The organism is Anaerostipes hadrus ATCC 29173 = JCM 17467 (assembly GCF_030296915.1).
Lineage (GTDB): Bacteria > Bacillota > Clostridia > Lachnospirales > Lachnospiraceae > Anaerostipes > Anaerostipes hadrus.
The window spans coordinates 2,640,095-2,659,377 of record NZ_AP028031.1; the positions used below are offsets into that span (position 1 = coordinate 2,640,095).

A 19,283-nucleotide genomic window follows, 5' to 3' on the forward strand; every position below is an offset into this window, starting at 1 on the left:
CGTTAACCAAATCTACTTACCGTGTTGACAATTGTTTTTTTCCATGCTAAAGTTCAGATTAATAAGATATTTCGAATTTAAATAAAGGAAGGTATACATTATATGAATTCAGAACAAAATTTAACCCGTGAAGAAGCCATCGCGATCTTAAATACACCTGATGAACAATTAAATGAACTGATCGAACATGCCGGAGCACTTCGTAAAAAATATAAAGGGAACCATGTAAGCATTCATCTTTTAACAAACGCCAGAAGCGGAAACTGCTCCCAGAACTGTGCTTACTGCGCACAATCCTGTCGTTCCCATGCAGATATTGAAAAATATAAATGGGTCGATGATGAAAAATTATATGGAGATAACACATTTGTCCATGATCATAAACTTTCCCGTCATTGTATCGGATTAAGCGGTATGAAATTCAGCGATGATGAGATTGAAGAACTTGCTTCTAAAATTCGTAAGATGAAAGAAGAGGGTACACATTTATGCTGCTCTATCGGATTTTTAACAAAGAAACAGGCCTTAATGTTAAAAGAAGCTGGATTAGACCGTATCAACCATAACTTAAATACAAGCCGTTCCAATTATCCAAATATCTGCACAACACATACATACGAACAGCGTGTAAACAACATTCATATGTTACAGGACCTTGGATTTGAAATCTGCAGCGGTGGTATCATTGGTATGGGTGAGAGTAAGGAAGATGTTGTTGATATGTTATTGGATCTGAAAGAAATCAATCCAGAAGCACTTCCGATCAACTTCTTAATTCCGATCAAAGGAACACCTCTGCAGGATAAAGATACTTCAAATTTGACACCAGAATACTGCCTGAAAGTATTATGTCTGGCAAGATTACTGGTTCCAACATCTGATATCCGCTGTGCCGCTGGACGTGAAATTTATTTTAAAGGAAGGGAAAAGGAATTATTGACCGTTGTAAATTCTATCTTTGCTTCAGGATATCTGACTGCAGATGGACAGGGAATTCAAGATACGATCAAGACGATCACGGATGCTGGATTTACATGCGAAGTAGAATCTGATTAATTTGTGATTGTTGGTTTGATTCACTGTAGTCTTTCCGTATCTTAGAAAAACGAAATAAAAGAATCGAAGATCCAGACCAGAAATTTTACTCGCCATTTTGACCGGTCGCTGATTCGCAAATTTTCCTTGCATAACTCGCTTCGCTCAGACAATGCACCAAATTTGCTGCGAACCAGTCAAAATGACGGCAAAATTTCAATGGTTCTGGATCTTCGATTCTTTTATTTCGTTTTTCTAAGATACCTAAAGTTTACAGATAATAAATCCAATAAATCAAAACTGAAGGTGTGTATGTTAAACGGTGTTAGTTAATAATTTTTGTACTATGCGTTCTTTACATAAACGCCGTTTTCTTTCACAAATCCCATTTTTTCAAGATAACTTTTATGTCCTTCTGTCACTTCCTTACAGATAAATTTCTTATATCCCTCTTCTGCTAATTTCGCATAAAGGAAACGTCCTGCGGAACAGTCTCTGTAGGTTGGTGTTGTGTAGTCAAAGCTGATCTCTAACGCATCTCCTTCTTTCTTTCCCGCTAATACTCCGGCTGGAACCCCCTCGCAGCAGACTGTATATATTGTATCTGCTGCTGAAAGCTCCAAGGTGTTCTCTAAGAAGTATTTTTTCATATCTTCTTTATAGTGTTTTATAAAATATGTTAAGTAGGAATCTTCTTTGTTCCCACGAATCATATCATAGTGATTTCCATCTGCTTTACTTAACTTGATCAAATTATAAATATTGATCACCACAAGGCTGGCATTGACCACCGCCAATGGGTAGGAATGTCCGATCATTGCATAGACTGCAGATATAGAGCTACCGACCGTATTGATCACTCTTAGTTTTACTACGGATGTCATCAGCATAGAAATGATAACAAAAATGCATCCGATATATCCAAAAATCTCAATCATTAATGCTGTACTCATTTTTTAATTCCTCATTTTCTGAAATTAATATCCTGCACCATTGTCTGTATTTTTCATGATCTTGATCAAACGGCTTGTTCCTAAACGGCTCGCTCCAAGACTAATGAATTTTTCTGCATCATCAAAACTTGAAATTCCACCAGCTGCTTTGATCTTTTCTTCTTCTGTTAACAGACATGTTTCGATGATAACTTTTAAAATTTTTCCATCACATGCTTCATGAATCTGTCTGATCTCTTCTTCTACTTCTTCATATCTTCCGTCTTTCAAAAATCCAATGTTAATGACCATGTCGATCTCAGATGAACCATTTGCGATCGCATTCTTTGTCTCGAACACTTTAACCGCCGTTGTATGGTAACCATTCGGGAAACCGATAACTGTACAAATTGGAAGTTTTCCCTCTACATATTCGGCTGCTTGTTTTACATAAGCTGCTGGAATACATGCGGATGCTGTTTCATATTTTATCTAATATCTGATGCCTCATTTAAATGAATTTAAAAAAGTGTTACCATGCTGACGATCAATGCACTCATTAAACTTACGAATACACCAGCGATCATAGAACGGATTTGCAACTCATAAACATATATTTTCGATCACTTGCTTTTTCTGATGTCAAAATGGTCATTATATTTTTTATTCTTAACAGCAATGCATTTTCATCATGTTTGATCCATTTCCAGTAGATCGATGCTGGAATTGCTAACAGCTCACTATCTTTAGATGCACAGATGGAAACATTATAATTTGTATCTTCGGAAAAAATTTCAAAATCTCCTACAATATACATCTTTGCGAAATCCATAAAATAATATACTTTTCCTAATTTTTGATAATCTACCCCTGCAACATCGCCTTTTAAGATGATATAGACAGTATCGCATGGCTCTCCTGCTCGAATAATAAACTCATCTTTTTTTACATTTTTATGTACCGCCGCCCGGATGACTGCTTCTAATACATATTGAAATAACTTATTTAAGTAATCTCTTTTGCTTCCTTTGACTTTATTGATTTCCTCCAAAAATTGCTGTTTCGTCTCCATCTTTATCCCTCGGAACACTCTTTCCATTTACAAATTTTGCAACTACATTTCGATCATCTGCAAGATAGATCATTCGTTCTAATCGTTCTTTCACTGTTAACTCTTGCGGGTGTCGAAGACTTGAATCGTCTAATACGACTGCATCGAATTCATATCCTTTTTCAAAAGTTCCTACTTTGCCAAAAAATTCTCCGCCTCCTCTTGTCGCTAAATAAAATACTTCTTCAATATTTAATGGTTTTAATTCCTGATCTGAAAGTCTCCAGCGAAGTTTGGAGCACTGGATCGCCATAGACATTGCTGTAAACATGGATAATGTAGAACCTGCTGCCACATCGCTTCCAAGACCTATTTTCATTCCCATATCAAGATATTTTCGGATCGGAGCTACCCCGGAGGAAAGGTTTGTATTTGACTCTGGGCAATGAGCGATAAATACTCCTTGATCTTTCATCATCTTGATCTCATCTTCTGTGCTGTGTACACAGTGTGCCATGATCGTTTTGCAATCATTTCCGAACATCCCATATTTATTGTAGGCTTCTCCGTAGAAAGAAGTGTCAGGACAAAGTTCCTGCACCCAAGCAATTTCACCAAAGTTTTCTGACAGATGTGATTGCATTGGAAGATCATATTTCTTCTGCAGATCTGATAATTCTTCCATTAGTTCATCCGTACATGTTGGAATAAATCTTGGTGTTAAAATCGGACGGATATTTTCAAATTGTTTGGAGGCTTTGATCCATTCTTCGGTATCTTTGGCTGACTGTGCTGCACTAGCTTCACATAAGTAATCTGGACTATTTCTGTCCATGTTAACTTTCCCAACGAATCCTTTGATCCCGGCTTCTTCTAACTTCTCCATCAAAAGTAAAGTTGCCTCATTATGGATCGTTCCAAATACACAGGCTCTTGTCGTAGCACTCTTTCTCATATCATCTGCGAAAATATCGTATGCTTTCTCGGCATATGCTAGTTCCTGATATTTCGCTTCTTCCACAAAGGTATGGGTATTTAGCCAGTCTAACAATTCAAGGTCCATTCCTAAGCCTCTAAATGAATACTGCGGTGCATGAACATGAAGATCTGTAAATCCAGGAATGATCAGTCTGTCTGTATAGTCATAACATGGTATCATCTGATACTTTTCTGGCAGTTGTTCGTAGACTCCTTGACATATCCCATTTTCACTGACTACATATCCATTTTCTATGACACAAAGTTCTTTGTTGTCATTGCTGTAACAGATGTTTCCTTTCATTACAAATCGTCTCATTTTGCTTTCTTTCCTTTCTGATGTCTCTTACTTTTCTTAAATTTATCTTTACATATTTACAACAACTTTCGCAACTAATTCTTTAAAAGATTTTGCGACTTTGTCCGCTGTTTCCTGTACTTCTTTGTGATTTAATTCTCCCTTGGAAATTCCTGCTGCCATATTGGTAATACATGAAATTCCACAGATTTCCATTCCCATATGACGAGCTGCCATTGCCTCACATGCGGTACTCATTCCAACTGCATCTCCACCCCAGATCTGTGCAAGTTTTACTTCTGCCGGTGTTTCGTAGTTTGGTCCACTAAACTGTACGTATACACCCTCCTGAAGTTCGATATCACATTCTTTCGCACAGTTTCTGATCACATCCTGAAGTCTGTTGCTGTATACTTCACTCATATCTGGGAATCTTGTTCCTAATTCATCGGCATTTGGTCCGATCAATGGACTTGGGATTCCTGTTGTGATATGATCTGTGATCATCATAAAATCTCCTGGTTTATAATTTGGATTACAACCACCTGCTGCATTTGTAAGAAGGATTTTCTTTGCTCCCATCATTCCCATTAATCTTGTTGGAAGCACAACATCTGTCATATCATATCCTTCATAGTAATGAACTCTTCCCTGCATGATCACAACTGGAGTTTCTTCTACATAACCAAATACAAAACGTCCTTTGTGTCCTTTGACTGTAGACACTGGGAATCCTTCAATGTCTGTGTAATCGATCGTCTGCTCAATCTTAATCCCATCTGCGAAATCTCCAAGTCCAGATCCTAAGATCAGTGCAACCTCTGGTTTGAAATCAATTTTCTTTTGTACGCTTTCCAAACATATCATCAATTTTTTGTACATAACTTCTCTCCTTTGTTCTTTGTTTGTTTTAGACAACTTATATTGTTTCCATTTCTCGTTTATTATATAAATCCACAATAAATTCAAAAACGACATTTGTCGTGATTATGCGAATTCACTTTATTTTTGGGGTTTTATACAATTTTTTTGTATTGTTTTTGTTCATGATGTATATTATTTGGTTCGATACTGTATACAATATTTTTTGTACTTGTTCTATTTTCACAAGAATTTAAAGAAAATAATAGCAGCAGAAACAAAACTTCTTTTTTGCTTCTGCTGCTATTATAAAAATGATGATGTCCTAACAAACATCTTTCTCTAATTTATGAATGATCTGCTCTGAATCTAATGGTTTTGTATAATAATATCCTTGTACAAGATCAACACCCCATTGTTTTAACAGGTCGATCTCTTCCTGAGTTTCCACTCCTTCTGCTACGACTTTATGTCCCAGATTCTGCATGACTGCAACAATATTTTTGTATAATAATGCGACCTGGTCATCATAGCAGATTCCATTTAGCAAAGAGCGATCCAGTTTAATCGTTGAAAATGGTAGTTTTAGTACCGTATTTAGATTCGCATATCCAGATCCAAAATCATCTAGGCAGATCTGAATTCCTGACTTTTTGAAATCTGCGATCGTCTGATACAATGCTTCACTATACTCTGTCGCAACAGTTTCTGTAATCTCAAATTGAAAATACGAAAACGGTATATCAAACTCTTCGATCGTACGGAGTAGTTTTTTGCTATATCCTGATTTTAATAATTCCAATGGAGACAGATTATACTTTATACTTTCAATCTTTTCCATGATCTGTGGATGTTCTTTTATGAACTTACAGACCTTTCGGAATTGAAGATACCCAAGCTTTGCGATCTGTCCATGTTTCTCTGCGATTCCGATAAAAACTTCTGGTGAGATCATTCCAAGTGACGGATGTCTCAATCGGCTTAATGCTTCCATTGTACGATATCTTTTTTCTTTTAGATCATACAGTGGCTGATAATATACTTCAAAAAGATCCTCTTCAATTGCTGTCGCCATATATTTTTTAACTTCCTGTTCATAAAGAAATCCTTCTTTTGTATGTTGATCATTCTGAATCAGTATCGTTCTGTCTGATTTAGGTTTTAACTGTACCAGATATTCCAGATAATCGATCAATACATCAATCTCTTTGACTTCTTGAACGTTGATGATTCCACATATCGCAGCGGAAAAAGAAATTCGTTCCCCTTTTACTTTAAAAGGTCGTTTAAATAGTTTCATAATCGCATCTTTATTCGTTTCATAATCCATCAATGATGTTGTGAACACAAAAAAACGATTCCCATGAATCCTGAAAACATGGTTTGCTTCATTAATCTTGTGAAGGTATTCTGCAATCTGGATCAGCAATTCATCTCCTGTTGTAACTCCATATAGCTTATTAACTTGTTTTAGTTTCCACAAATCGATCATAAGCAGATGAAGTTCCTTCTTTCTCTTGATCTGCTCTGGAAACCATCTCCTGAAATAGCCTTTAGAATACAATCCGGTCAGGCTGTCTATATATAACTGTGGATTATAAAGTGCCCAAAATAAGATCGTAATCCCTAAGGATAACCCAAATCCTGTCATTAATACAGATTGAAATTTCATCTGTATCGTAACACAGACCAATGCAACTCCAAGGAATTCCTTGATTGCCCGAAGCTCATTCTTCTGATATTCTTCCTGATTGATAAAGCAATTTATAATGACAGCAGCTATACAGATCAATGTAAAAATATATGTTACCAAATATGCTTTTCCATGAACATACTGCCCCTGTTCATTACAATAAAAAAACTGTTTATGTAAAACATTGGTCACGATAGCTACTTCCATACATAGTATTGGTACTGCCATGATCTTTATATTTCTTGTTCTTATATCTTCATCACAGTGTCTTAATGCCTGTGTATAATTATAGAAAATATATACAACGATCATCTGCAGGATATAAAGCATCGTGGAAAAAAAGATCATCCATGAATTATAAGCAGGATTACTTTTTACCAATAGTATGGAGCTTAACAGATCAAATATGATATCAAATATTCCTGCAATAATTAAGAACCAGAATGTTCTTCCACTGATATTATTCAGTTTTTTATAACGCTGAAAATGAATCAACAGAAATATTAAAAATACAAGTCCTGCGATCAAAAAATCTATATTATAATCTGTCATTTATATTTCTCCTCTTTTTGTTACAATACATATCCTGATCGGCCTCATATTTCCAATCACTGATCTTCTTCTGTTTTCCTTCTGTATCTTTTAAGAAACTTACCCCTCTTGCAATTGAAAGATAATATCTGTTATTTCTATTATACTTTATGATCTCTTGATCCATTTGTTTCAATAATTCATCCATATTCTCTATTGAATCAAAAATAAGCACACAAAATTCATCCCCGCCGATCCTGTAACATTTTCCATATGTTGCAAATACATTTTTTATACATAGCGCCGCAGAAATGATCAGTTCGTCCCCTGCATTATGTCCATAAAGATCGTTTGTATTTTTTAATCCATCTACATCCATAAAGATCAATGCAGCATTATCGTAATCTTGTGCGTGATCCTCAATGTCTTGAAGCTGTTCCTCGAATGCAGTCCTGTTATTAATACCTGTCATACGATCTTCTTTTAGAAGTCTTTCATAAACTTCAAGCTCAGATCTTGTTTTCGCCTGTTCAACAAGATTTACAAAAATACTAGTTAATAACAACTGTTCAAAGATCAAAACACCCACTTCAAAAATGGTTCCATAAAAAGGAATCTCAAGTTTCCAGTACATGCATAATGATAATACCCCTGCAACGGCCATGATCCCAAAGGCATTCATAATGATCTTAAGTTCGCTATCTTTTGTTCTTCGGTATTCTTCTATCATCAAAACAACAATGGTTATTACTGCAATGAACAAGAGCACATGTGTTACGAACAGCATATGGACCATATGGATTTTCAAACATTTGTTTAAAATTCCCTGAATCAACGCATTCGCATAAAATAACAAATTAATCACATCTAAGACTTTATATTTTTCAAACTTCAGTGTATTTTTTACAAAATGAACCATCGGTACTGACATCAGCATAAATGCATAAAAAGAAATCATTCCTGTCAGTGCCGGAAATGATGTATATTCCTGTGCTAATGCTGAATCTGACAAAAACCAGATCCCACTTAGTGCCAGAAATGCTGCTATGTTTAAGAATCTGGTGCTGTTTAATTTAAAATGCTTCAGATAAATTCCCGTGGTCAACGCTACAAAACTTAAGAAAAACATGATCGCGATCATCACGATACCGACTATTTCCTGTTGGACATGAAATCCCATAACTACATCCCCACGTCCAACTAAAATATCATCAAGGTCATAGATTCCGTTGCTTCCGTTCTGATATATGATCTTGATAACGGTTCCTTTTTTTCCCTGTTCTGGGATTCTCGCATCGCAGCTTAATTTAGATTTCATTTGATCATTGCGATGAAAATTAGAATCACTGTATTGATAGATCAACTGATCTCCAGCATAAATTCTGACAGAATATTTTGCTGCCTTTGTTGTCATCAGATATCCTTTGTATTTCTGGGCAATCGTATCATTATATAGTACAAGTTTTCCTTGCGGATCTGCCTTTATCTTCTGATTTAGATCTACTTGCACTTTTTTATTATCTTGTATTCGATACCACCCAATTGTCTCTGTTAATTTTCCTTTTGTATTCTTTACCTCTTTTTTTATGATCCCTATGCAGAGCAACGTCATGACAACAATCACACAACAGAGTAATATTCCTTCTGTTAACTGAATTAATCTTTTCTTTTTATCCATATATTTTCCTTCTCTTTTTAGATTTCCAATATACTCATTATAAAGAAAAAAATGGCCTCTGACAATCTATTTAGAGATTATCCTGAGGTCATTTTTATGATTTCATTTTTTTCAGTTATTTTTGTTCTTCAGAAAACCGTTTTTTGGCTCTTACGACTTCCTCTACATGTTTTTCTACGGTTGTACAACATCCTCCAACTGCACTTGCTCCAGATTTCATATAATTGTATGCGTATTGTTCAAATGACAGGGCTGACTGTTTGCCAAACCAGACTTTCTTCACTGCATCGTACTCTTCCCCGCTGTTTGGGTAAACTCCGATCGGAATATCACAGTTTTCTTTGATCTTATGGATCAATCCTGTGATATATTCTGGTTTTGTACAGTTGACACCGATCATTTTTAAATGGGGATATCCTTTTGCAAATGTTGTTGCACATTCTGCGATCGGTGTTCCTTCGCAGATAATATTTTCACTTAGACATGAGAAACTGATCCAGTAATCATATCCATATTCTTCAGCAATTTCTGCCTCAACTTTAGCTTCTTTTAGAGATGGTACTGTTTCAAATAAAATGATATCTGCTCCTGCTTTGAAGTAATTTTTGTGAACCTGTTTGATCAGTTCTGGCTGTTCCGCTAAGATCTTAGCTGTCCACAACTTGGAATTCAGAGAGACTCCCCCTATTTTCCAGTGGTGTGGACATAGAGCCATCAATGACCATGATCTTATTTTCTTTGATGATGTTTTCAATAGAATTCTTCATCATAAAACATCTCCTTTTTCTTCGACTGTTTCATAAGATACTTTTTCTGGATGTTCTCCTCTTTTTAATGCTGGAATAAAACGATCCCAAAAATCATTATATAGTCGCATGATCTCTTTTCGTTTGCTGTAAATAAAGATCAATGTGACAATGACATAAACTGCACTTAACAAGTCGGTTGCCGCCCATAAAAGATCGGCCTTGATATTATAAAATAATAAGAAATATTGTATTATGCATTTCTTACGTTAATATTTGACAACATTTTATTTTTGTGCTAGAATACGAACATAATTGAACGTGGATCGTGACTATTATATGAATAGGCGAGACTAGAATTTATGATAAGGTTATTTTTATACCCTTATTATATTTTCTGGTCTCTTTTTTATTTTGGAGGATACAAGTATGAAAGAAAAACACTACATAAAGAAAGTGCTCAATAATAATGTAGTATTTTCGAAAAACAAAGATGGAAAAGATATTATTTTAACTGGCTTAGGATTAGGCTTTCAAAAGAAAAAAGGAGAATTTGTTGATGAAAATAAAATTGAGCATATTTTTAAAATTGAAAGCGATGATATCAACACAAAATTATCCGCATTATTAGAACAGATTCCTATTGATTACTTCTATATTGCAGATTGCATCAAAAAACTAGCCGAAGATGATCTTAACAAAGAGTTAAGTGATAATATCTATGTTACACTTTGTGATCATATTTATTATGCCGTTGAGAGATATCATAAGGGCTTGATCTTCCAAAACCAGCTGGTCTGGGAAATTAGGCGTTTTTATCCTGAAGAGTATCAGGTTGCCAAAAAATCAATTGCTATTGTCAATGATGCTTTAAATATTTCACTTTCTGAAGATGAAGCAAGCTTTATTGCGTTACATATCATTAATGCTGAGATCAACGGAAAAGAACTTCAATCTGTTATTGAAATGACCAAACTAATCAAAGATATTTGTAACATCGTTCAATATGAATTTAACATAGCATTTGATGAGGAATCTTTAACTTATACCCGGTTTATTCTTCATTTAAAATTCTTTTCACAACGATTACTGCTTCATGAAAATGTTATGGAAGAAGCTAATTTTCTTTATGACCAAGTAGAGCAAAATATGTCAGAAGCTTTTTTATGTGCTAAGAAAATCTCTACTTATATTAAAAAAAGCTATGAATACGAAATATCAAAAAGTGAAATTGTTTATCTGACAATCCATATTCAACGCCTTTTAACACAAGGGCAAAAATTATAAGTTTCATTATGTACCTAAGATTGTGACTACTTCGAGTAGGCAAGACTTAAGATAAATTTTAAATCTTAAGGAGGAAAAGAAAATGACTAACAAACAACTCGCAGAAGAAATTTTGCAAAAAGTAGGAGGTAAGAAAAATATTAATTCTTACTCTCACTGCTCCACAAGGCTTCGCTTTGATCTTAAAGATAAAAATTCTATTGACAAAGCTGCCTTAGAAAGAACCGATGGCATATTACAGGTAATGGAAGTTGCCGGGCAAACACAGGTTGTAATTGGTTCAAATGTTCAATATGTATACGATGAACTTGCCACATTACTCCCACAAGGTAATACATCTTCTGAAAAATCAGACGGTAAAAAAAAGGGAGTCTTCGGATCTGCTCTAGAACTAATCTCAAGCTTATTTACTCCGCTGATTGATGTGTTAATCGGTGCAGGTATACTAAAGGGGCTTTTAAGTATCCTTACAGCTACCAATTTATTAACTGACGCAAGTGGTACCTATCAGATTTTAAATGCAGCCGCTGACAGTTTGTATTATTTTTTACCAATTGTTATTGCAATCACATGCTCTAAGAAATTAAAAACAAATATGTTTGTTTCTGTAACAATTGCTGGTGCGCTATTATACCCAAATTTAACTGCATTATATGATGCAGGAACTGCAATTACTTTTTTAGGAATTCCCGTTCATTTGACTGCATTTAAGAGCAGTGTATTTCCAATTATTTTTGCTATTGTGTTGCTATCTTTTGTAGAGAAAGGACTAAAAAAGATTCTTCCTGATTCTATTAGAAGCCGAATTGCTCCTTTTTTCTCATTACTGATCGTAGTTCCAGTAACAATTGTTATTTTTGGACCTTTAGGATCTATGTTAAGTGATACAATCGCTAACTTTTATATGAGTCTTTACAAATTTAATCCAACAATTGCTGGTGGTTTCATTGGTGCAATCGCTCAGGTATTAGTAATTTTTGGTATTCACTGGGGACTGTTCCCTATTATCTTCTCCAATATCGAGAAATTTGGATTTGATACAATTTTAGCTGTTTTTGGACCAAGTATCATCGCTCAGTCTGGTGCTGCATTTGGTGTATGGTTAAAGACAAAAGATAAACGTTTAAAACAGATTGCATCCCCTGCAGCTATTATGGGATTCTTTGGTATTTCAGAACCTGCGATTTATGGAATCACTTTAAAATATCGTAAAGCATTTGCATGTGCTGTTATCGGTGGTGGTATCGGTGGTGCGATTGCTGGGTCTTGCGGTGCTCGTGCTATGGCTGTCGCTGTTGCTGCAGTTCCAACCTTCCCTGCTTACTTTGGAACGGGATTTACTGGATTTATCATTGCTTACTTTGGAGCATTCTTAATTTCAGCTGTCTTAACTTATTTTGTAGGATTTAATGATTCCATGATCCCTGAATCTGAACGTTATGATGCAAAAGGAACTGTTACACCTGTTGCATCTTCTATTGAAAACAATGGGGCTATTGCAATGAAATTCTACAGCCCTGCTGATGGAAACGTTGTACCTTTAACAGAAGTATCTGATCAGGCCTTTTCTTCAGAAGCTTTAGGAAAAGGAATTGCTGTAAAACCAACCAATGGAACAATTGTTTCACCGATTGCTGGAACCGTTTCTGCTGTATATCCAACAGCTCATGCATATGGAATTAAAGGAAATAATAACGAAGAAATCCTGGTTCACATCGGAATTGATACTGTAAAATTAGAAGGTAAATATTTTACATCAAATGTAAAAACAAATGATATTGTAATGCCTGGAGATCTTCTGGCAACGATTGAATTAGATAAGATTATTGAAGCTGGTTATGATCCAACCGTTATGGTTATTGATACAGCTGACAGTTCTAAACGAAATGTTACATTATTAGCAAAAAGTACGGTTCATGCAAAAGACGATCTTGTCCTAATTGAATCTATATAAGGAAGTGATATCATGTTACAAACAACAACGATGCCTTTATCGAAAGGCTCCCTACATTCATGTACTTTTAAAAGAATTCCTGATGAAACACGTTTTCACGTTGTTGATCCTAACGTGATCCAAAAGGTAGAATCTTCTGGAAAATATATTCTTACATATAAAGAACCTGATACAACCTATTTGAATATTCATGAATTAAGAAAAGAGATGGGATCTCCAAACCTTGATCTGTGTACTGAGGAAATCGAAGAAATTCCATATCTTGTTTCATTATCTGACCGGAAAATTCCGATTACTTTTTTCCGAATTCCAAATAAGGAAAAACAATCTGCCATCGTGTTTATTCATGGTGGCGGGTATATTGGAGGCAGCACTTTGGTCTTACAAAATCAATGCCGTTTTCTTGCTGAGCAGTCTGGTGCAACTGTAATCTCCATTGATTATCGTCTAGCACCTGAAGCTCCATTCCCAGCTGCTTTTGATGATTGTAAAGATGTGGTCAAATGGTTAGTACATCATGCTGATCACTGGAATATTGATCCTAATAACCTTTCTATCGCTGGTGAAAGTGCTGGTGGTGCTCTGGCTGTTTCCTGCGGTTTATCTGAAGTTGGAAAATACTTAAAACTTGTGATTCCTATTTATGGAGCTTTGGATGTATGTTCCGCTTCTGATCTTGATTATTGGGATTATGATCTATACGACGTGATTCCTGAACATAAAAAATATGTTATCACTCGTTTAAATCGTTTTCGAAATTTAAATGGTACATTACAAAACTTATATCTTAATGATATTTCAGATGCAAAAAATCCTACGGCATCTCCTTTGTATGCCACAGATTTATCAAACCTTTCTAATGTATTAATGATTGAAGCAGAATATGATTATTTTCGATTATCTAATGATCTGTTTGCCGAACATCTATGGAATGCTGATATTCCTTGTGAAGTTATCCGCTATCAGGGAATGGATCACGGATTTTATGACAGACTTGGATATTGTGAACAGACAAAAGACTGTATTCTTGAGATTGCAAAACATATAAAATAATATATTGATACCAAACAGAAATGAATTCTTGGTTCGTAAGAATTCATTTCTGTTTTTTTGTCTACATTTTCCAATTTATATGTGTTACAATTGATTCTTGTATTCTACATGAAGAAAGGAAAATAAAGATGAATAATAATAAAGAATTCTTGGCAACCGAACCCATCGGAAAGTTACTGCTAAGACTTGCGATCCCGACTTTGGCAGCGCAGATGATCAACATGCTTTACAACATTATTGACCGCATTTATATCGGACATATTCCAGGAAGCGGTGCTTTGGCTTTAACTGGAGTTGGAGTTTGTATGCCCCTGATCATGATCATCTCAGCATTTGCTGCTCTCGTTGGAAATGGTGGTGCACCTCGTGCTTCGATTTTGATGGGGAAGAAAGATCTTGATTCTGCTGAAAATATTCTTGGAAATTGTTTTACGATGCAAATCATTATCTCTGTGATCTTAACTTTGATCATGTTTTTTGGCAACCGTACATTTTTGATGGCATTTGGAGCCAGTGAGAATACGATCGAATATGCAGTCAGTTATATGAATATTTATTCTCTTGGCACGATTTTTGTACAGTTAACACTTGGAATGAATGCATTTATCACTGCGCAAGGATTTGCGAAAACTGGTATGTATTCTGTTTTGATTGGAGCCGTGATCAATATCATATTGGATCCGATTTTTATCTTCGCATGCCATATGGGCGTTCGTGGTGCCGCACTGGCTACAATCATATCTCAGGCTTGTTCTTGCATCTGGGTATTGAGTTTCTTATTTGGGACAAGATCGACACTTCGTATCAAGAAACAAAACCTGACACTGAAAGCTCCTGTGATCTTACCTTGTCTGGCTCTTGGTCTTTCTTTGTTTATCATGCAGGCTAGCGAGAGTATCATCTCTGTGTGCTTTAACTCTTCTTTGCTGAAATACGGTGGGGATGTGGCTGTTGGTGCCATGACGATCCTTACCAGCGTGATGCAGTTTGCGATGCTTCCTCTTCAGGGACTTGGACAGGGTGCACAGCCGATCATGAGTTATAATTATGGTGCAAAGAATACGGAGCGTGTAAAGGGTACTTTCTTACTCTTATTAAAGGCAAGTTTGACTTACTCTATCATCTTATGGGGCCTCGTCATGTTATTCCCTCAAGTGTTTGCTGGTATTTTTACTTCAAATCCAGCTCTTGTTATATTTACAAAGAAGGCTCTTCGTGTTTACATGGCAGTTATGTTTATGTTTGGAATTCAGATTTCCTGCCAGATGGCATTTAACTCTCTTGGAAAAGCAATTTCTTCTATTGTTGTTGCTATTATGAGAAAATTTGTACTTTTAATTCCTTTGATCTATATCATGCCTCATATTTTTACAACAGATCAGACCATGGCTGTTTATATGGCGGAACCTGTTGCTGATTTTATTGCAGTAACATTTACAGCGATCTTGTTTTCTGTACAATTTAAGAAAGCTCTTGCTGCGATCCGTTTGAACTAAAAAAAGAAAAGTCTGGAAAATTCTAATACTTTTCCAGACTTTTCTTTTTATCATAGGGCCATAGACGAAAGAGTCTTAATCTCTCTTTAATTTCACTGCCACACCTTTTTCAAGACTTTCATGAACTGCTTCTGCGATCAATTCTGCCTGTAATCCATCGTTTCCATCAGCTATAAATGGAAGATCATTCTGTAAACAGTAGATAAAATCGTTAATTGGTTCAATTCCAAATCCACTTGGCCGTCCACAGTTATTTAAGATGAAATAAGAGTTTGGTGTGCGTAATTTGCTATTGTTATAGATTTCTACTCCACGATTCTGAGAGTCGATCCTAAACATTGCATTTTCGCACAGGATCTGTGTTCTTCCATCATTATTTTTTGCGAATCCTTTTGGTAAGATCCAAGAATTTTCTACTGTCCAGTAGCATCCATTTTCCATTTTTAATGTTGCCTGAATAGAGTCATATGTATCAACTCCTCTTGCTTTTAACACTTTCTTTGTTCCTACTGCGTATACTTCTTCTACTTCGCATCCCATATACCAACGAACCTGATCGTAACAATGTGTTCCTAAGAAATGTACAGGGCTTGATTTGTCTGCCCAGTTGAACCATTCTGTTGGAACATCAATGATATCGTCCATGCACATATATCCACGGATTGGTGCTCCTGATTCTTCGTTCTGAAGTTCATTTCGTACATTGATCGCCGCTGGATCCCATCTCTTATGATAGTCGACCGCAACTCTTACATTGTATTTTTCAGCTTCTGCTAAAATTTTCTTCGCATCTTCTGATGTTGTTGCTAATGGCTTCTCCACCAGAATTGGTTTTCCATGACGGATCGCTGCTAATGCCGGGTCCATGTGGAAAGCATCTGGTGTTGCAATAGATACAGCATCAATTTCTTCGTTATCCAACATTTCATTTACGTCATTGTATGTTTTTACATTGTATTCTTCTGCAATTCGGTCTGTGATCTCTTTATTTAAGTCACATACTGCAACTAAATTTGTGTTTGGATTCCATGTATATGCATTTACATGGTTAATTCCATAGATTCCTGCTCCTACTACTGCAACATTCATAACCTTCATTTTAAATCTCCTTTTTAACTACATGACACTTTAATTTTCTAGAAAATTCCTACAAAAGAAAGCAAAATGGAAACTGCGATGATTCCAATTACGATCTTTCCGGTTCCTACTTTTTTCTTTCTGATCAACCAGTAGATCAAGAATAAAACGATCAGTGGGAATACATTTGGGAAAATAGAATCTAACTTATCCTGTACTACGACTGTACTGATCTTTAACACAGTTTTTAATGTTACCATGGAAGCGGTCATAGCACCCATCATAAACATGGCGAGTACATTGGCTCCGGAGATAACATCCTGCATTAAACCAGATCCCATGATCGTTTTAATAGATTCTCTTCCCTTTTTGTATGTCATATTTGTTGTTAAGATCAATTCACCAATACAATATCCAACAAACAGTAATAATACGACTAATGCCAGTGGATTTCCTGCTGCCGCAAGTGTTGCTGCTGCGATCTTCATCAATGTTCCGATGATTCCCCAGTCAAAGCTGTCTCCTAAAGCTGCGACAGGTCCCATCAATCCTGTTTTTAAACCTGTAATTGCCATATCGGGCATCTTAGATGGATCTTTCGCTCTCTGCTCTTCCATTGCGATGGTTGTTCCAAGGATCAGACCACCTGCTGTTACATTACAGTTATATAATAATAGGTGACGTTTTAAGGCTTCTGATAAATCTTCTTTTTTGGTATATAATTTCTTTAAAATATGTGAAATACTTCCGCAAAATGCAATTCCCTGCATATTTTCAAAGTTCAGAGGCATCTCAGCGGACATGTACCAACGGAACATTGCTTTATTTAAGTCTTTTTGTGTTAAGACTTTCTTTTCTTCTTGTGTATTCATTTCATTACTCATGTTCTCTTACCTCCTCTGCAATTTCCTGTCTCTGGAATACTGTGATAAATGCAATACAGATTGCGATGATTCCAGCTGTTAATGAGTTTACTCCTCCAACGGATACTACGATATAACCTAAGAATACGAAAGGAATCAGTTTGTTCTTTCCGATCATATTCATGATCAGTGCGAATCCTAAGGCTGGTAAAACTCCTCCTGCTACTTCTAATCCATGTGTCACAAATGTTGGAAGTGCCTTCATAATGTTAATTACTACATCCTGACCTACCATGTTAATAATAAACACTGGTAAGAATAGTAGTGGAATTGCTAATAACGCTGGATAAATCGTTGCGCATCTCCAGATAGCATCTGCATTTCCTTCTTCTGCATATTTATTTGCTTTTGCTACAAAGTATGTGTTGATCACTTTTCTTAAATTAGTTACGAATGATCCGAGTAATCCAACTGGTACTGCTAATGCGATTGCTGTTGTTGCATTCATTCCTGATCCGATCGCGATCGGAATAACGCATGTTGCTGCCAGACACTCGTCTGTTGGAAGGTTCGCTCCTGGTGCAAAAATACCTGCAAATACCAGTGCGATACCACCACCGATAATTAATCCTTGCATTGGCTGTCCCATCAGTAACCCTGCTACAAGTCCTACCGTTACAGGGCTTGAGATAAACAGGAATCCGAAATATGATAAGATCATTCCTCGGCACCACCAATACATAATTCCCATGACAATTGCTATGATTACAGTATTCATATATTTTTCCTCCTTTTGTTACATCTTACGTTTTACTGCATCGAAACTTATTGCTGATATTTCAGGCATTGGCTGGACAGTGATCTCAATACCTTTACTATTTAATTCTTCCAGCATATCAAGTTCCTTTTGTGAAATTGCAACTCCTGTTGTGATCAGTTTTCTTCCTTCCTCATTTGGTACTGCTCCAACATTGATCGCAGGTAATTCAACTCCTTTCTCTACTAATTTCAGACATGTCTCAATATCTTTGGAAATCAAAAATACCGTATCGTCTGTGTTATCTAGCACCTCTTTTGCTTTATCAATGGTTACAATATCAACATCTGTTCCTTTTGGAACTGCCATCTTGTAAATGTCACTCATAAATTCGTCATTTCCAAGTACATCATCTACTAATACGATTCGTCTTACTGGGCAAACCTTTAACCATCTTGCCACTACCTGTCCATGGATCAGTCTGTAATCTACTCTCACTAATTTAATTTCTGCCATAATTCTTACCTCCGCTCTTTCATTATTTTTGTTGGACATTTAATTCCATCCTGTGCTGTTTCGATACAACTTTCTACCAGTTCATCTAATGTCTGCGTTTCTCGCTCTGTCACAAACTGAATGATCATTGGAAGATTCACTCCTGTTACTGTTTCAACGTTTTCTCTCCTCAAGGCAATTTTTGTTGCCAGGTTGGAAGGTGTTCCTCCAAACAGATCTGCCATGATCAAGACTCCTTCTTCTTGATCTAATTCGTCTACGTATTCTTCTAACATCTGCTCCCCTTTTTGAATATCATCCCCAGGGTTTAGGGTCCATGCTCTGCACTGACTTAATGGTCCTGCAAACATCTCTGCTCCTTTGATCAATTCAACACTTGAATTGCCGTGTGTTGCAATGATTAATCCGATCATCATACCTCCTCTCTTGGTCATCCATATTTCTATTTCGACACATTTTAATTTTTTGTTTTTCACA

General features: G+C 36.0%; 19 protein-coding genes and 1 pseudogene. 5 read left to right on the plus strand and 15 right to left on the minus strand.

Annotation, left to right across the window (positions count from 1 at the left end; translation table 11 throughout):
* Window positions 1-102 precede the first annotated feature (102 nt).
* Entirely contained in the window at window positions 103-1,056 is a 954-nt protein-coding gene (gene bioB, locus QUE18_RS12810; protein WP_009203494.1) for a biotin synthase BioB, read from the plus strand.
* A 323-nt stretch (window positions 1,057-1,379) separates the two neighbouring features.
* Here the strand turns inward: bioB and QUE18_RS12815 are convergent, their stop codons facing one another.
* The 10 genes and pseudogenes from QUE18_RS12815 to QUE18_RS12860 all read right to left on the minus strand — a co-directional run bounded on the left by QUE18_RS12815 (window position 1,380) and on the right by QUE18_RS12860 (window position 9,997).
* Window positions 1,380-1,988 (minus strand): YgjV family protein, encoded by a 609-nt coding sequence (locus QUE18_RS12815; protein ID WP_009203496.1) that lies wholly within the window; start codon window positions 1,986-1,988, stop codon window positions 1,380-1,382.
* A 24-nt stretch (window positions 1,989-2,012) separates the two neighbouring features.
* Window positions 2,013-2,459: pseudogene (gene deoC, locus QUE18_RS12820) on the minus strand (deoxyribose-phosphate aldolase); the annotation flags it as partial.
* A 91-nt stretch (window positions 2,460-2,550) separates the two neighbouring features.
* Entirely contained in the window at window positions 2,551-3,039 is a 489-nt protein-coding gene (locus tag QUE18_RS12825; RefSeq protein WP_009203498.1) for a Crp/Fnr family transcriptional regulator, read from the minus strand.
* Complete coding sequence (gene guaD, locus QUE18_RS12830) at window positions 3,002-4,315, minus strand: guanine deaminase (RefSeq protein ID WP_051040959.1); 1,314 nt, start codon at window positions 4,313-4,315, stop codon at window positions 3,002-3,004. The genes QUE18_RS12825 and guaD overlap by 38 nt, the downstream gene beginning before the upstream one ends.
* A 48-nt stretch (window positions 4,316-4,363) precedes the next feature.
* Window positions 4,364-5,176, minus strand: coding sequence for a purine-nucleoside phosphorylase (locus QUE18_RS12835; protein ID WP_040344241.1), 813 nt, complete (start codon window positions 5,174-5,176; stop codon window positions 4,364-4,366).
* A 304-nt stretch (window positions 5,177-5,480) separates the two neighbouring features.
* Entirely contained in the window at window positions 5,481-7,400 is a 1,920-nt protein-coding gene (locus QUE18_RS12840; protein ID WP_009203502.1) for a GGDEF domain-containing protein, read from the minus strand.
* A complete protein-coding gene (locus QUE18_RS12845) occupies window positions 7,387-9,057 on the minus strand; it encodes a GGDEF domain-containing protein (RefSeq protein WP_009203503.1) in 1,671 nt (556 codons plus the stop codon). The genes QUE18_RS12840 and QUE18_RS12845 overlap by 14 nt, the downstream gene beginning before the upstream one ends.
* 115 nt (window positions 9,058-9,172) lie before the next feature.
* Window positions 9,173-9,718: a homocysteine S-methyltransferase family protein gene (locus QUE18_RS12850; RefSeq protein ID WP_286258050.1), complete on the minus strand. Its 546-nt coding sequence runs from the start codon at window positions 9,716-9,718 to the stop codon at window positions 9,173-9,175.
* Window positions 9,705-9,827 (minus strand): hypothetical protein, encoded by a 123-nt coding sequence (locus tag QUE18_RS12855; RefSeq protein ID WP_274603837.1) that lies wholly within the window; start codon window positions 9,825-9,827, stop codon window positions 9,705-9,707. Before QUE18_RS12855 ends, QUE18_RS12850 begins: the two co-directional genes overlap by 14 nt.
* Complete coding sequence (locus QUE18_RS12860; protein ID WP_009264216.1) at window positions 9,824-9,997, minus strand: hypothetical protein; 174 nt, start codon at window positions 9,995-9,997, stop codon at window positions 9,824-9,826. The genes QUE18_RS12855 and QUE18_RS12860 overlap by 4 nt, the downstream gene beginning before the upstream one ends.
* Before the next feature lie 235 nt (window positions 9,998-10,232).
* On the opposite strand from QUE18_RS12860, the gene licT reads away from it, so the two are divergent.
* The 4 genes from licT (at window position 10,233) to QUE18_RS12880 (ending at window position 15,593) form a co-directional block, all read left to right on the plus strand.
* Complete coding sequence (gene licT / locus QUE18_RS12865; protein ID WP_009203505.1) at window positions 10,233-11,090, plus strand: BglG family transcription antiterminator LicT; 858 nt, start codon at window positions 10,233-10,235, stop codon at window positions 11,088-11,090.
* Between the two features lie 82 nt (window positions 11,091-11,172).
* Complete coding sequence (locus tag QUE18_RS12870; RefSeq protein WP_009203506.1) at window positions 11,173-13,044, plus strand: beta-glucoside-specific PTS transporter subunit IIABC; 1,872 nt, start codon at window positions 11,173-11,175, stop codon at window positions 13,042-13,044.
* 12 nt (window positions 13,045-13,056) lie between these two features.
* Complete coding sequence (locus tag QUE18_RS12875) at window positions 13,057-14,097, plus strand: alpha/beta hydrolase (protein ID WP_009203507.1); 1,041 nt, start codon at window positions 13,057-13,059, stop codon at window positions 14,095-14,097.
* Between the two features lie 128 nt (window positions 14,098-14,225).
* A complete protein-coding gene (locus QUE18_RS12880) occupies window positions 14,226-15,593 on the plus strand; it encodes an MATE family efflux transporter (protein WP_009203508.1) in 1,368 nt (455 codons plus the stop codon).
* Window positions 15,594-15,668: 75 nt separating this feature from the next.
* Here QUE18_RS12880 and QUE18_RS12885 read toward each other — a convergent pair whose 3' ends face one another.
* The 5 genes from QUE18_RS12885 to QUE18_RS12905 are packed head-to-tail and all read right to left on the minus strand — an operon-like array spanning window position 15,669 to window position 19,222.
* The gene (locus QUE18_RS12885) at window positions 15,669-16,691 is read right to left on the minus strand and encodes a Gfo/Idh/MocA family protein (protein ID WP_009203509.1); all 1,023 of its coding nucleotides are present in this window, start codon (window positions 16,689-16,691) and stop codon (window positions 15,669-15,671) included.
* A 38-nt stretch (window positions 16,692-16,729) separates the two neighbouring features.
* A complete protein-coding gene (locus QUE18_RS12890) occupies window positions 16,730-17,554 on the minus strand; it encodes a PTS system mannose/fructose/sorbose family transporter subunit IID (RefSeq protein WP_009203510.1) in 825 nt (274 codons plus the stop codon).
* On the minus strand, window positions 17,547-18,311 hold the full coding sequence (locus tag QUE18_RS12895) for a PTS mannose/fructose/sorbose/N-acetylgalactosamine transporter subunit IIC (protein ID WP_009203511.1): 765 nt from the start codon (window positions 18,309-18,311) through the stop codon (window positions 17,547-17,549). Before QUE18_RS12895 ends, QUE18_RS12890 begins: the two co-directional genes overlap by 8 nt.
* 18 nt (window positions 18,312-18,329) lie before the next feature.
* Window positions 18,330-18,806, minus strand: coding sequence for a PTS sugar transporter subunit IIB (locus tag QUE18_RS12900; RefSeq protein ID WP_009264222.1), 477 nt, complete (start codon window positions 18,804-18,806; stop codon window positions 18,330-18,332).
* 5 nt (window positions 18,807-18,811) lie between these two features.
* Window positions 18,812-19,222 carry a PTS sugar transporter subunit IIA gene (locus tag QUE18_RS12905; RefSeq protein ID WP_242852711.1) on the minus strand — a complete coding sequence of 137 codons (411 nt, stop codon included), beginning with the start codon at window positions 19,220-19,222 and terminating at the stop codon, window positions 18,812-18,814.
* Between the last annotated feature and the right edge of the window lie 61 nt (window positions 19,223-19,283).